This is a genomic window from Adhaeribacter terrigena, from assembly GCF_016623615.1.
Classification (GTDB): Bacteria; Bacteroidota; Bacteroidia; order Cytophagales; family Hymenobacteraceae; genus Adhaeribacter_A; species Adhaeribacter_A terrigena.
Map to the genome: position 1 here is coordinate 1 of NZ_JAEHFX010000006.1, position 15,296 is coordinate 15,296.

The 15,296-nt window shown below is 47.3% G+C and carries 12 protein-coding genes; 8 read left to right on the top strand and 4 right to left on the bottom strand.

The features are described 5' to 3' along the window. Nucleotides 1–146 precede the first annotated feature (146 nt). From I5M27_RS12000 to I5M27_RS12010, 3 genes are all read right to left on the bottom strand, one after another. A complete protein-coding gene (locus tag I5M27_RS12000) occupies nt 147–647 on the bottom strand; it encodes a contact-dependent growth inhibition system immunity protein (protein WP_200506472.1) in 501 nt (166 codons plus the stop codon). A 72-nt stretch (nt 648–719) separates the two neighbouring features. Continuing rightward, a complete protein-coding gene (locus I5M27_RS12005; RefSeq protein ID WP_200506473.1) occupies nt 720–1,031 on the bottom strand; it encodes a hypothetical protein in 312 nt (103 codons plus the stop codon). A 141-nt stretch (nt 1,032–1,172) separates the two neighbouring features. After that, nucleotides 1,173–2,624, bottom strand: a complete 1,452-nt coding sequence (locus tag I5M27_RS12010; RefSeq protein WP_200506474.1) for a tyrosine-type recombinase/integrase — start codon at nt 2,622–2,624, stop codon at nt 1,173–1,175. A gap of 108 nt (nt 2,625–2,732) precedes the next feature. Between I5M27_RS12010 and I5M27_RS12015 the strand changes: the two genes are divergently transcribed. Then, nucleotides 2,733–3,110 carry a hypothetical protein gene (locus I5M27_RS12015; protein ID WP_200506475.1) on the top strand — a complete coding sequence of 126 codons (378 nt, stop codon included), beginning with the start codon at nt 2,733–2,735 and terminating at the stop codon, nt 3,108–3,110. Nucleotides 3,111–3,185: 75 nt separating this feature from the next. On the opposite strand, the gene tsaD is transcribed toward I5M27_RS12015, so the two are convergent. Next, nucleotides 3,186–4,193 (bottom strand): tRNA (adenosine(37)-N6)-threonylcarbamoyltransferase complex transferase subunit TsaD, encoded by a 1,008-nt coding sequence (gene tsaD / locus I5M27_RS12020; protein ID WP_200506476.1) that lies wholly within the window; start codon nt 4,191–4,193, stop codon nt 3,186–3,188. Nucleotides 4,194–4,336: 143 nt separating this feature from the next. Between tsaD and I5M27_RS18815 the strand changes: the two genes are divergently transcribed. The 7 genes from I5M27_RS18815 to I5M27_RS12055 all read left to right on the top strand — a co-directional run bounded on the left by I5M27_RS18815 (nt 4,337) and on the right by I5M27_RS12055 (nt 15,110). Next, a complete protein-coding gene (locus tag I5M27_RS18815) occupies nt 4,337–8,776 on the top strand; it encodes a translocation/assembly module TamB domain-containing protein (protein WP_200506477.1) in 4,440 nt (1,479 codons plus the stop codon). 290 nt (nt 8,777–9,066) lie between these two features. Then, a complete protein-coding gene (locus I5M27_RS12030) occupies nt 9,067–9,954 on the top strand; it encodes a cell division protein FtsX (RefSeq protein ID WP_234462512.1) in 888 nt (295 codons plus the stop codon). Between the two features lie 196 nt (nt 9,955–10,150). Next, nucleotides 10,151–10,366: a DUF3098 domain-containing protein gene (locus I5M27_RS12035; RefSeq protein ID WP_200506478.1), complete on the top strand. Its 216-nt coding sequence runs from the start codon at nt 10,151–10,153 to the stop codon at nt 10,364–10,366. After that, nucleotides 10,367–11,149 (top strand): undecaprenyl-diphosphate phosphatase, encoded by a 783-nt coding sequence (locus tag I5M27_RS12040; protein ID WP_200506479.1) that lies wholly within the window; start codon nt 10,367–10,369, stop codon nt 11,147–11,149. It abuts the gene before it with no gap. A gap of 1 nt (nt 11,150) precedes the next feature. Beyond that, nucleotides 11,151–11,879 carry a tRNA pseudouridine(55) synthase TruB gene (truB, locus tag I5M27_RS12045; protein ID WP_200506480.1) on the top strand — a complete coding sequence of 243 codons (729 nt, stop codon included), beginning with the start codon at nt 11,151–11,153 and terminating at the stop codon, nt 11,877–11,879. Between the two features lie 6 nt (nt 11,880–11,885). Continuing rightward, nucleotides 11,886–12,812, top strand: coding sequence for a bifunctional riboflavin kinase/FAD synthetase (locus tag I5M27_RS12050; RefSeq protein WP_200506481.1), 927 nt, complete (start codon nt 11,886–11,888; stop codon nt 12,810–12,812). Nucleotides 12,813–13,178: 366 nt separating this feature from the next. Continuing rightward, nucleotides 13,179–15,110: a M13 family metallopeptidase gene (locus I5M27_RS12055; RefSeq protein ID WP_200506770.1), complete on the top strand. Its 1,932-nt coding sequence runs from the start codon at nt 13,179–13,181 to the stop codon at nt 15,108–15,110. Nucleotides 15,111–15,296: the final 186 nt, after the last annotated feature.

Genomic DNA, 15,296 nt, shown 5'->3' on the forward strand with positions numbered 1-15,296 from the left:
CAAAGAACGGATCTTCAATTGTGTCGTTTTTAAATAAATTCATCAATTCTTGTTCATTTAAATTCCCTATAACGTACGTGGCTAAACGACGAGCGAGGCCGTCGGCCGAAGGTTGACTTTTAGGTGTGGTTATGCCCTGTGGTTTTTTATACGCATTTTGACCACGCCAATTTTATATTTTGGGCAAGGCCCTGGTTAGAAATTTCTTTAGGGAATTTTACTATACTTTCTGGTAAATAATGATGTCCTTTTTGATCTCCAGATGTACCTCCATTTTTTGTAGAGGAGATTACTAAAGTTGAATTCTCTTCTATTATTGAGATATATCGAGCACCTTCCATTATTTGCTTTTCTGACCTAAATCCGATTGCTTTCTTATATCTATCCCTATTTTGTTTGAATTCTACTTGACCCTTTGGATTTGGCACATCTGTTTTCGAAAGAGTCAAATGTTTTCTTACCGCTTCTCCCAAATCTGAATCGTCAATATCGGTTGGCAAGATTGAAACTTGATCTGTCACAATCCAGAATCCGTCTTTTACTTTATTTTCTGTCGCAAGGATTATCTTATCAGGATAGAGAGTGGCCCCAATCGCTTTTGCTTTATCTTTTGCCTTAAAAATTTCTTTTAGAATATTCATTTCCATTTGGCATAACGGCTGGGCTAGACGACGGCGCAGCTGACGTTTAGCTTTGGTTAGCCTAAAGTAATTTTTCTTTTATAAGTTCTCAAATAAGAATATACCTCCTAAAGGAACAAGAAGTATAATAAGTAAGGAAATTATGTTCCAATTCAACCTTTTGCTTTTTCTTTCCTTTATTGCTGCAATTATAAATCCTATAGTATAAACTACTATTATTATAAGTGACATTAAACCAATTCCCATTGAAGCAGTTGCACCTGCATAATTATTATCATAATCCTTATTATACAGGAAATCAAACGCGTAAACCCACCAGCTACAATAAATTATCAATGAAATAACTTTTGTAGTTTTTGAATTGTCCCAATGAGAATTTTTAATTTCCATTCTATTATGGCTAACTACTGTATATCCGTAGGAACTACGGTTATCCCCGCTATATCTGTAGGTTTTTCAGCCGGTTTTGCTACCATTTTTAAAAATCCTACTCTATAATAGCGACGTTTCATATTCAAATGTAACAAAGTTTTACAATGTATCAAGTGGGCTCATTATTTTTTCGATGGCATGCGGAGTTACGTGCGTGTAAATCTCAGTGGTTTTGCTGGAGCCATGGCCTAAAAGCGTTTGTATATAGCGCAAATCGGTACCTTGCTCCAGCAAATGCGTGGCAAAGCTGTGCCGTAGTGAGTGAGGGGTATACGGACCATGAATGCCCGCTTTGGCTTTACAATCCCTGAATACGTTCCTGATACTTTCTACGGTATATTGCCCGCCAAATTGACCTTCAAAAAGCCAATCTTTGGGTTTATAAGCCTTGTAATAGCTCCGCAAGCTTTGCAACAATCTTTGTGAAAGCAGCGTGGTCCGGTCTTTCTTCCCTTTGCCACCCCGTATTAACAATATATTTCGACCGCTTTGTACATCCGTTATCTTTAAATTTATTACTTCGCTTATGCGCAGCCCACCGGCATAAAGCAATTGCAGCAGGCAGCGGTGTTTCAGATTATCAGTTGCCTTTAATATCCGGGCAACTTCTTCCTTGCTCATTACCTTGGGAAGCTTTCGCTCTTTTTCCGGGCGTTCTACCTGGTTCAGGTCCATTAAAGGCCGTTGTAGCATGCGCTGATAATAAAATTTAATGGCATTTATGCTCTGGTTTATAAACGAATAAGAATACTGGCCGCTTTGCATAAGGTTTCGGTGGTAGTGGTTCACGGCTTCGGCAGTAAAATCGTTTATCCGGGTTAAACCTTCCTGGCAAAACGTATTCAGAAAGCGTAGCAGCAAACCATGGTAGGTACGCAGGGTATTGGGGCTGTAGTTAAGGAGTAGCAATTTTTCCAGGTAAGGCAGCGGGCAACTTATAAAATGGCTCTCTTTTACATAAGTTTGCTCCCAAAGCCGGTTCTGCACGCTCAGATCCTTTATTTTAAGATCCTGCGCCAGCCAGATCTGAGCCATGCCCTGCAAACGATCCAGGAGCTGATGCAAACTAATACTATCTGCCCCGGTTACAAAACACCTGGTTTCTTGCAGCCATTTCACCCGGTCAGCCGAACATAAAACCTGGTAAATGCGCTCGTCATACTGAAAACTAAGCTGTAATACCATACGATTCTGGTAAAGCAGGGGTATCAGCCGCACTACCGGAAGCTCCGGCAATTTAGGAAGTACGGCATACTCAGACTTTGGGGCGCTCAGGTTAACCGGTTTGGAAGGTCGCAGGCGTTTGGGCCGGTTCAGGTAAAGCATATTTACGACCGCCACGCCTTCCAGATGCTGTTGAAGCAGGGCAATTTGCTGCTCGTTGCGGGACATTACAAAGCATTTATACGTTTTGCTGAACTTTACCCCATCTGCCTGCTTTAGTTTTTGGGTAATTTTCTGATCGGGTTTGTGCCAGAGTTTAATATAAAACTTACCCTGGTGTTCCAGGGTATTCAGGTAAACCACCGCGCCAGTTTGTTTAAAATACATACTTACAGCCAATTAAGAGCGGCAAGTTACATAACAACGATAGCCAAAGCGTGTTTATACCCGTATATTAACGTTTATAAACGGATATAAACGCTTTTAAAAACGGCAATGGAAAAAGAGCATCGGAAATGTGCACAATGTAGCAATATACTGATCGGCCGCTCCGATAAACGTTTTTGTTCGGAGCAGTGCCGCTCAGAATGCCACAACCACAAAAAATTACAGAATACTTCGGAAAAAAAGATCCTGCAGGTAAATGCCATCCTGCGGAAAAACCGAAGCATATTAAAAATGGCCAGCCCCCAGGGAAAAACCACCGTGCCCCGCCAGATTCTGGAACTGGCCGGTTTTAATTTCACGTATTTCACCAACCTATACCGCACGAACAGGGGCAATACGTATTATTTTTGCTACGATTACGGATATTTACTGCTACCTGAAGATAAAATACTGATCGTGAACCAGCAGGCCTATATGGCAACCTGAAATCCCGTTAAGTCTGTTAATATCTGTTACTGTTAATCAAGGGAAAGAACTAAAAAACTGAAACGCCCCTCCCCCCTAAAACTTCAAACGCGGTTCCGGGCTGGCATACTGATCAGAAAATTCGCCTTTCAGGTATTTGAAATGCGCAGCCATCGCAATCATACCGGCATTATCGGTACAATACTGGAAAGCGGGAATAAACACGTTCCAGCCGCGCTTCTCCCCTTCTTCCTGCAAAGCTTTCCGCAACCCGGAATTGGCCGAAACGCCGCCGGCAATGGCAATATCTTTTATATGAAGCGCTTCAGCGGCCGGAATCAGTTTTTTAAATAAGGTTTTTATCAGCGCGTTTTGAATGCTGGCGCATAAATCGGCCAGGTTCTGCGTTATAAAGTCGGGATTTTGCTTCGTCTGGTCTTTAAGGAAATAAAGAATGGCCGTTTTGATGCCGCTGAAAGAAAAGTCATTGCCCGGCAGATTCACGATCGGGAAAGGGAATTTATTGGGATCGCCGGTGGCAGCCAGTTTGTCTAAAGCCGGTCCGCCGGGGTAAGGCAAACCTAGCAGCTTGGCCGATTTATCGAAGGCTTCGCCCACGGCATCGTCGGTGGTCTGCCCGATTATCTCCATATCGAGGTGATCGCGCACCACTACGAGCTGGGTATGGCCGCCGCTCACGGTCAGGCACAGGAATGGAAAAGCAGGCTTTGGTTCATCTATAAAATGGGCCAGAATGTGCGCCTGCATGTGATTTACCTCGATGAGCGGCACGTTCAGCCCCATGGCAAAAGCCTTGGCGAAAGATGTGCCCACGAGCAAAGCACCAAGCAAACCGGGGCCGCGGGTAAAAGCCACGGCGTTAAGTTCACTTTTTGCTATATTTGCCGTATGGAAAGCCTGCGCCACTACCGGAATGATGTTTTGCTGGTGCGCCCGCGAAGCCAGTTCCGGGACCACACCGCCGTATTGTTCGTGTACGGCCTGCGAAGCCACCACATTGGCAAGTATTTTGCCCCCACGGATTATGGCTGCCGACGTATCGTCGCAGGAAGATTCTATTGCTAAAATTGTAGGTTGTAACATTTCCTTTGGAAAACCAAAAATCAAATAAGCTGCAAGTTATAGGAAAAGCTATACTAAAAATAGTTTTTGGCCTTCTTGTGCTTATTTTTATACTGCTCAACGGGCTGTATTTTGCCCTGAAGATACCTGCTTTTCAAACAAAAGTGGCGCAGAAAGCAGCCTCCTTTATTTCCGAAACTATCGGGCATAAAGTTACCATCGAAAAGGTGGATATCAAATTCTTTAAAAATGTGCTGCTCGATAAAGTGCGCGTGCTGGATGTGCGCGGGAATGAATTATTTTATATCGGCCAGCTCGATGCCGACATCAGCGTTTTTTCAATTTTTGAACCGAATAAACTCAGCATTTCCACGCTTACCTTAACCGAACCACGTACGCATTTAATTCAATACCGCGGCACCGACTCGCTGAACCTCAGCACGTTCATTCATTCCATTAAACAATTAATTACACCCGATACCACCACTACCTCCAAACCTTTCGATTTTCACATCGGCCGGCTGGTGCTGCAGAACGGCTATTTTACTTACGACAATCAGAACGATCCGCATACCGATTTCGGGCTCGATTACCAGCACATGAAACTGGCCAGCATCAACGCCGATCTTTCGGAAATTGAACTGCTGGGCGATACCATTAAAGCGCGGATCAAAGGGTTAACGGCTTTCGATCTGCCTTCCAAAACGCACCTCAAAAACCTGGACGTGAAAATGACCTACGCCCCTACGTTCTGGGAATGGGATGAAATGGATCTGAAAGTAGGCCGAAGCAATCTGCGCCACTATGTGCGTTTCGATTATCACCACTTCTTCAATTTTACTGATTTTAACGATAGCGTTTTTGTAACCGCCCGCCTCGATAGTTCGGCCGTTTATTCGGATGATATTGCCCAGTTTGCCCCGCAGCTGAAAGACTGGAAAGAAAAAGTACTGATCACGGCCAATATTAAAGGAAAAACCAGCCGTTTCGATGCCAAAAACGTGGATATTTATTATGGCAAAAACACGCACGTAGTTGGCAATATCAGTGCTACCGGTCTGCCGAATATGAAGGAAACTTTTGCGGAACTGAAACTGAAACCTTCCCGCATCGACGCTGACGACCTGAAACGCTACATTCCCGAAGATGCCTTTGCTTACGCCGACCGGCTGGGAACGGTAAAACTGCAGGGCCAGTTTGTAGGTTTTTACAACGACTTTGTAGCCAATGGCAGTTTCCAGACCGACCTGGGCAGTTTTGTTTCGGATATAAACCTGAAGCTGAACAAGAACAAAACGCAGAGCTCTTACCGGGGCTATCTGAAAACCGATAATTTCCAGGTGGGCAAACTGATCGGCGACGAAAGCGTGCTGAAAAACATTTCGATCGACGGGCGCATTGCCGGTACCGGTTTCGATACCAAAACTGCCAACCTGGAACTGGATGCTACCATCAAATCGCTGAATTTCAACAACTATACCTACCGCAACATTACTACCAACGGGAAACTCGGGCAGCAGAAATTTTCGGGCGCTTTCAGCGTGAACGACCCGAACCTGGTAATGAAAGGCAACGGCACCATTAACCTGGAACAAGGTAACCAGCGTTTCGACTTGACCACCAATATTGAAAACGCCAACCTGAAACAACTGAATTTTACGCCGCAGGATTTCCGGGTAAAAACCCAGGCCACGCTCCATTTTTCCGGCTACCGGCCCGACGATCTTTTGGGTACGGCCAGTTTACGCAATACCACGCTAACCTTCGAAACCAAACCCGTGCAGATCGATTCGCTGGACGTGGTATCGGCCAAAACCGGCGGCATCCGCACGCTGGATGTAAGATCGGAACTGCTTAATTTCGATGCGAAAGGCGACTTCAATTATACCACCCTGATCCGCGATATTGCCGTGCTGGTGCAGGAATATAAACTGAATTTTGAAAACAACCCTACCGCCACCGCGAATTACTACCGCAAAAAGGACAGCCGCAGCGTTCCGGCAGATTACGCGCTAGATTTTAACCTGCACCTGAAAAAAGCCAACCCGCTGCTGCACATTTTTGTACCGGATTTTTCCGTTTCCGACAACGCAAAAATTACGGGTAACTTCCGGAACGGGCAAACGGCGATCTTTGGTTTCAGCGGCCAGATCGATACCCTTTTATACGGCGATTATAAACTGTTTACCAACACCCTAGAACTTACTACTTCCAAGCTGCCTTTCAGTCCGGAAGTGCTGGCACAGGCTTTTCTAACTTCTCAGAAACAACAAATACCTTCGGCGGGCGCAACCGAAAATTTCTTTGCGGAAGGCGTCTGGACGGGGCAGAAAATCCAGTTCGCTACCAATATTGCCCAGACCGGAACTACCAACAAAGCTGCTTTCAGCGGTGACCTGAACTTTCTACCGAACCGGCTGCAGATCGTATTTAATAAATCGAACGTGAACCTGTTGGGCAAAACCTGGTCGATCTCGCCGAACAATACCGTAGAGATCCGGGGCCAGGAGATCGATTTCCGTAACCTGGTGCTTTCCTACCAGAATCAGAGCATCAGTGCTTCGGGTATGCTCTCTCGGGATCCTTCACAGCTTATGCAGGTAAAGGTCAGCAATTTTGAACTGCAGAACCTGAACCCTTTAATGGCGCAGAAAATGAGCGGCGTTTTGAATGCCGACCTCACCGCCCGCGACATTTACGACCAGATCATTTTAACGAGCCAGCTCCGGGTAGATTCGCTATACTTCGACGAGATCCTGATCGGGAACGTAGCCGGAGAATCGGATTGGGACCGCCGGCAGAGTCGGTTACAGGTAAACCTGGGCGTAAGCCGTGATGCGCGCAAAGTGCTGAACGTAACCGGCACGTATAACCCCTATGGCGGAAACCAGCAACTGAATTTACTGGCAGCCATGGAAGATGCGCCGGTAAAAATTGTGGAACCCTTCCTGAAAGATATCCTCAGCGATATGGACGGAACCATGGAAGGGCGCATCCGGATTTTGGGGAAATTAAGCGGACCGATCCTGAAAGGCGTAGCTAACGTAAGCAACGGGCGTTTCAAATTCGGATACCTGAATACGGTTTACACGTTCTCCGACCGGGTTTATTTTGCGGAGAACGGCATCATGTTCCGGGGCATAAAACTGCGCGACATTTTTGGCAATACGGCTACGCTGAACGGCGGCGTGTACCACGATGGGTTCAATAATATGGTACTGGACCTGAAAACCGATTTCCGGAGGTTTATGGTACTGAACACCACGCGCGAGCAAAACGACCTTTACTACGGTTCGGCCATTGCCACCGGCGACGCTTCGATCTTCGGGCCGCCTTCTAACCTGAAACTGAACGTGGATGCCCGCAGCGAAAAAGGAACCCGGATCTCCATTCCGCTCAACACCCAGGCCAAGGCATCGCGGCAGGGTTTTATCCGGTTTGTGAATGCCAATTCCAAAGATACTACCAGGGTAAAAGTGGCGGTGGAAGAACAGAAAGTTGATCTTTCGGGCATTAATATGAACTTTAACCTGGATGTAACCGAAGATGCGTACGTAGAGATTATTTTTGACGAACGCACCGGCGATATTATCCGGGGAACGGGCAACGGGCGGATCCGGATGAACATTGATACCCGCGGCGAATTTAACATGTACGGCAATTACGAGGTGGTGCAGGGCGCTTACAATTTCACGCTGTATAACCTGGTAAACAAGGAATTTCAGGTGCGGCCGGGCGGTACCATAAACTGGAACGGCGACCCTTACGGCGGAAACCTGAACATTCAGGCTACCAATACCCAGCGGGTTTCGTTGCGCGAAGTACTGCAGGGCGGCATGACCGATACGCTGGGAACCGATAACGGAGCGGACAGCCGCCGCTACCCGGTAACGGTAGTAATGGGTTTGAGCGGCAACCTGCTTACCCCGGAAATAAAACTGGATATGGAATTCAACGATGTTCCTTCGCAGGTAGAAACGCTGTTGCAGCCTTTTATTTCCAACATCCGGACCGATGAACAGGAACTTAACCGGCAGGTATTCAGCTTGCTGGTTTTCAAACGCTTATCGCCGATCGGGGAATTTGCCCTGAACAATGCCGGAACCGATGCCCTTACCAGTATCAGCGAATTTGTTTCGAACCAGTTCAGTTACTGGATCTCGCAGGTAGACAGCAACCTGGAGGTGGATATTGGCATCAGCGGCGCCGATGCTGCCGGCAACCCGGAGATCATGACCCGCATCGGGTATTCGTTTCTGGAAGGCCGTTTGCGCGTGAGCCGCGAAAGCAGCCTGGGCAGCAACAACCAGGCCACCCGCACTACGAATGCCACCGCCATTGGCGACTGGCGGGCCGAATATTACCTCAGGCCCGATGGCAAGCTCCGGCTGAAACTGCAATACGTAACCTCGGCAGTAAATACGTTCGAAAACAATACTTTCACTACCTCTTCGGTTGGTTTTGTGCACACCCAGCAATTCGATTCGTTCCGGGAATTATTCGGCCGTAAAAAACCTTCGAAGCGCTTACAACGGGCCCAGCAGGAACGTAGCAAACAGCTCGAAAGAATTGAATCCGACGATATCAAACCTCCACCGATTTAAAATATTGAGTTTTATCGCGGGAAAGCATAGCGTTTTCCTAATGAAATAATTTAAAAGCACTCCGGAATTCCCGGGGTGCTTTTTGGTTTTATGGCCCTGTTGAACTTTCCCGATCTTGAGTTTTTACCTTCCAAACCATACCGTTTTCAGGCTGAAATCTCCCAAACCGCCGGTTCAGGTTTACAAACCTGATCCATCGGCCCCAAGATGATGCCGCTTAATATGGCAGGCAACGCGCTACTTTTAAAATAATTCTTAAATTTGCGGTTCGCATACCTAATACAAAGCCTTTGAAGAAACATACCCGCAAGAAAAAACTGGGCCGCTACCCGCAGCTGATGGTCATTTTCAGTACTACGCTGGCCTTGTTTGTGATCGGTCTTTTCGGAATGCTCCTTTTGCACGCGGCCAAACTTTCGGATAAAGTGAAAGAGAACCTGGAAATGCAGGTGTACCTGAACCGCGACCTGACCGAAATGCAGCTTGTGCGCCTGCAAAAAACCTTTGCCTTAAAGGAATACATTGCCTACAAAGGCTCTGAACCCCAGGTCCGTTTCTATTCCAAAGACGAAGGCGCCAAAGAATTCATAAAAGGCACCGGCGAAGATTTCCTGCAGTTTCTGGGCGAAAACCCCTTGCGCGACGCTTACATTTTGCGCATCAACCCGGAATACGCCGAGGCAGCCAACCTGAAAAAAATAAAAACCGATCTGGAAAGCATTGACGGGGTTTTTGAAGTGCAGTACGTCGAAAACCTGTTCAATTCCATTAACCAGAACCTGCGCAAGATCAGCCTGATTTTGCTTTCGTTTGCCGCTATTTTAACCTTAGTAGTGGTGGTGCTGATCAATAATACCATTAAACTGGCGTTGTATTCGCAGCGCTTCCTGATCCGGAGCATGCAATTGGTTGGCGCTACGGCGTATTTCATTCAGCGGCCCTTTTTAAACCGGGCCACCATGCAGGGCGTGATCAGCGGTTTGCTGGCCTCTATCCTGCTATACATGCTGCTGCAATACGCTTATTACGAATTCCCGGATTTGCTATTGCTGCGCGATGAAAAACAACTGGCGCTTTTGATGGGCTTTTTAATGGTGCTGGGTACCATCATCGGGTTTTTAAGTTCATACCGGGCCGTAAAAAAATACATGCGCGCTTCGCTCGATGAACTTTATTAAGTTCGTAGGTTCGAATGTTCGAGGTTCGAAATTCGTGTTTTGGGCTTAAAAAACGCTATGGTTTTTAGCTAAAAAACTAAAAATATAAAATCCGGAAATTCGCTAAAAACGGTATCGGGTTCTTAAAAAAATTAAAACATAAAATCGAATTTCCGAACATACGAACTTCGAAAATTCGAACAATCGAAATAAAAAAATGGAAAACAGAAATCGTTTCGCATTCGGTAAAAAAAATTACCTGATCATGTTTGCTGGTATTATTGTGCTGGCCCTGGGTTTTATTATCATGAGCCTGGATAAGGAGCAGTACGGCCTTGGTTTTATGGGCATTACGCTGGGCCCGATCGTGGTGCTGATTGGTTTTGCCATTGAGTTTATGGCTATTTTCTACAAAGACAAAACCAACGCATAAATGACGCTGTGGCAAACCATTATTCTGGCTATTGTAGAAGGGCTTACCGAATTCTTACCCATCTCTTCTACCGGCCACATGATCATTGTGTCCAGTTTAATGGGCATCAGCCAGTTCGAATTTACCGGCACGTTTATAACCAGCATTCAGTTCGGCGCCATTCTTTCGGTGGTGTTCCTGTACTGGCGCCGCTTTATTCAGAGTTTCGATTTTTACCTGAAGCTTTTTGTTGGTTTCCTGCCCTTTGGTATTGCCGGTTTCCTGCTGAAAGACATTGTGGAAGAATTGCTTAAAAGTGTAACGGTAGTGGCGGTCATGCTGATATTGGGGGGAATTGTGTTGCTTTTCATCGATAAGTTTTTCAACGACAAGCCAGACTCCGATTCCACGCCTACGTTTAAACAAGCTTTTTACATTGGCATGTTCCAGTGCTTTGCGTTGTTGCCGGGCATTTCCCGGTCGGCGGCTACCATGGTTGGTGCCTTAACGCAGGGCTTTAACCGCAAATCGGCAGCGGAATTTTCGTTCCTGTTAGCAGTACCCACTATGTTCGTGATCACGGCTTACCAGATGCTCAAAAGTTACAAAACCATCCGTTCCGAAGACGTGGATATGCTTTTAATCGGGAATGCGGTTTCGTTTATAGTTGCCATTGCAGCCATTAAATTCTTCGTAGGCTTTCTAACCAAATACGGTTTCCGGGTATTTGGCATTTACCGCATTATTGTGGGCGTAATTATTCTGGCTTTAATAGCCATGGGCTTTGAAATAAACCTGGTTTAACATGCAATTCGATTTTGAGACCGGGGAAATTCTCCTCTTAGACAAACCCCTTACCTGGACTTCCTTCGACCTGGTAAAAAAAGTACGCAACAGCCTGCGCATTAAAAAGATCGGCCACGCCGGAACCTTAGATCCCCTGGCTTCCGGTTTGCTGATCATGTGCACCGGTAAATTCACCAAGAAGATCGAAGAAATTCAGGCGCAGGAAAAAGAATATACCGGCACCATTACCATCGGCGCCACCACCCCTTCTTTCGACCTGGAAACGGAAGTGGATACGACCTGCGACATTGCCCACATTACCGATGCCGACCTGGAAGCTGCCCGACAGAAATTTGTAGGGGTAATTGCCCAGACTCCTCCTATTTATTCGGCGGTAAAAGTGAACGGTGAACGCGCTTATAACCTGGCGCGCCGCGGCGAAGAAGCAGAGATCAAAAGCAAGAATATCGAAATCAAAAGCTTCGAAATAACCCGCGTGGCCTTGCCGGAGATTGATTTTAAAGTGGTTTGCACCAAAGGCACCTACATCAGAAGCCTGGCCCGCGATTTTGGCAAGGAACTGGGTTGCGGCGCGCACCTTACTAAACTGGTGCGCACACGCATCGGTGAATATAAACTCGAAGACGCGCTTTCGGTGGAAGATATTATGCTCATCCGCGACGAACGCATTGCCAGTTTCCAGAAAGACCAGGAAACGAAAGACCAGGAAACTCCGGATCAGGCTTAAAACAACATGGAAGTAATCCGGGAGCTTCATAATTTTCCAAAAATTGCGAACGCGGTAGTAACCAGCGGCACCTTCGATGGCGTGCACGTAGGCCACCAGCAGATCCTGAAAAGGCTGCATGAAAACGCTATGCTTTTAGGCGGAAAAAGTGTGGTGATCACGTTCTGGCCGCACCCGCGCCACGTGCTTTCCCAAAGCCAGGAAAAACCGGTTTACCTGCTTACCAGCATCGAAGAACGCATTGCCCTGCTCCGAAAATTTAAAGTAGATTACCTGCTCATTATTCCCTTTACCCCGGAATTTGCCAACCTCAGTTCCAGCGAATTCATTCAGAAGATCCTCATCGAGGCAATCGGTACCAAAAAACTGGTGATCGGGTACGACCACCGTTTCGGTAGGAATCGGGAAGGCGGCTTTGAATATTTAAAAGAAAACGCGGCTACCTTAGGCTTTGAAGTGGAAGAGATTCCTCGCGAAGACGTGGACCATGTGGGCGTAAGCTCTACTAAAATCAGAAAAGCGCTGGAAGCCGGCGACATCGAAACGGCGAACAAATACCTGGGCTACCCATACCTGCTAACCGGTACGGTTGCCGAAGGCGATAGACTGGGCCGCACCATCGGTTTCCCGACTGCTAATTTAGAAATTTCTGAAACGCAGAAATTAATCCCGGCGCGCGGCGTGTACGCAGTTTATGGCAACGTGAACGGCCAAAAGCTGAAAGGCATGCTCAACATTGGCATGCGCCCTACTGTTGGCGGCTTAAAACAAACCATCGAAACCCACTTCTTCCATTTCGACCAGGATATTTATCACCAGGAATTGCAACTGGAATTGGTAGCCCGCCTGCGCGACGAACAGAAATTCCCCGGCCTCGAGGCTTTAAAAGCCCAGCTGGTTAAAGATCAGGAAGCTGCGTTAGCAGTTTTATAGTCGGAATCGCGGATTTTGCAGATTATGGGATTTCTTCAAAACGGTATGCTTTTGAGCCTAAAAAGTATGCACCTCGATCCTGAAAATTTTATTTTGCCCGGTAAAATCCTTAAATTCGGGCAATAGATAGCAGGATCCGCGAAATCTTAAATTCCGTTGTATCCACGATTCAGACCAACTTTGTAAACACAAATTACATTTATGTCAAATAGACCTTCTAAAGGCGGTTTTGCTGCTAAACCGTTTGCTTTGATGCTGTTAGGGCTGGTTTCCATCTCCGGCCCGGCTGCTTATGCGCAGCAGAATACGGCTTCGATGGCCACCGAAGCACCTGCCTCCAAAAAAGCTTTTATCGACCGTTCCAACATGGACCTTTCGGTAAAGCCCGGCGATGATTTTTACACGTATGCGAGCGGCACCTGGATCAAAAACAACCCGGTACCGGCCAAAGAAACGCGCTGGGGAAGTTTTAATGTGCTCCGCGAGTTCAACATTCAGGCGGTTAAAAATATCCTGAACGAAAGTGCGAACAACACCAATGCCGCCCCGGGTTCATTGGAAAAACGCGTCGGCGATTTTTACGCTGCCGCTATGGACAGCGCCCGCATCGATAAACTGGGTTACAAGCCGATTAAAGCCGATCTGAAAAAAGCGAAAAAAGTTAAAACGCACCAGCAGGTTTTAGATCAGGTTGCTCAATTGCGCACCAGCGGTATCGCTTCGCCTTTATTCGCTTTCTACGTGGGTCAGGATCGCAAAAATCCAAACGTGATGATCCCGCAGCTGAGCCAGGCCGGTACTTCCCTGCCCGACCGCGATTTTTACCTCAAAGACGATGCCCGCAGCCTGCGAATTCAGGAAGCTTATAAAACCTACGTGGCCAAGCTCTTTACGCTGGTAGGCGAAAAAGAAGCCCAGGCGAAGAAAAATGCCGAAACCATTTTCAACCTCGAGAAGAAACTGGCCGCCGCGCAAATGAGCAGGGTAGAAATGCGCGATCCGCACAAAACCTATAACAAATTTGCCGTTTCAGACCTGAGCAAAACCACGCCGAACATGGACTGGAAAGCGCTGATGGCTAAAATGAAAGTTACCGGCCAGGATACCATTCTGGTTAACAACCCGAAGTTCTTTGTTGAAGTTAATAACCTGCTTACCAGCACGCCGGTTGCTACCTGGCAAACCTATTTGCAGTGGAATATTCTGAAATCTTCGGCTTCTGACCTGAGCAAACCGTTTACGGATGCGCAATTTGCTTTCTCGCAGGTATTGAGCGGGCAGAAAGTGCAGACGCCGCGCTGGCAGCGCATGTCGCAGCTTACCGATGGCACCATTGGCGATCTTCTGGGGCAGCTTTACGTGAAAAAACATTTCCAGCCGGCCGCCAAAGCCCGCATGGATGAGATGATTGCCAACCTGATTAAAGCCTACGAGATCCGGATCAAGAACCTGGATTGGATGAGCCCGGAAACCAAACAAAAAGCGCTGGCTAAATTACACGCCTTCACGCCGAAAGTGGCTTACCCAAGCAAATGGAAAAGCTACGACGGCCTGGAAATTAAACGCGAAACCTTCTTCGAAAACCTGCGCAACGCCAGCGTCTGGAGCTATAACGACATGGTAAGCCAGCTGGGCAAACCTGTAGACCGCACCCGTTGGGGTATGACCCCGGCTACCGTAAACGCTTATTACAGCCCGGTAATGAACGAGATCGTTTTCCCGGCCGGTATTCTGCAGTTCCCTTTCTTCGATCCGAATGCCGATGATGCGGTAAACTACGGCGGCATTGGTGCGGTGATCGGCCATGAAATTTCCCACGGTTTCGACGACAGCGGCAGCCAGTACGACAAAGACGGTACCCTGCGCAACTGGTGGACACCGGAAGACCTGACCCGTTTCAAACAAAAATCGGAAGCCCTGGTAAAACAGTTCAACGATTACAAAGTGCTCGATACCATCAGCGTGAACGGCAAGCTTACTTTGGGTGAAAATATTGGTGACCTGGGTGGTTTGAACGCAGCTTACGAAGCCTTTAAAATGACCAAACAAGGCCAGAGCAAAGATATGATCGATGGCTTTACCCCGGATCAGCGCTTCTTCCTGTCGTGGGCCCAGGTATGGCGCACCACCATTCTGCCGGAAACTGCCGCGCAGCTGATCATTACCGACAACCACTCGCCGGGCGAATACCGTACTATTGGCGCACCGGTAAACATGGATGCCTGGTACGAAGCGTTCAACGTGAAGCCGGGTGACAAACTTTACAAAAAACCGGAAGAACGGATCCGGATCTGGTAATTCCTGCCTGCTGATAATTTTAAAGCCGCTCCGCTAAATTCGGGGCGGCTTTTTTTAATTACAAACTCCTCAGAAAACGCTATGGTTTCGGGCTTAAAAAGTAAGAACTCTCAATGGCTCCGAAAAACGCAGCCTTGCTCCTCAGCATTGAATACCGGCAAAAGCCTGTCTCTGGTATGCTGGTGG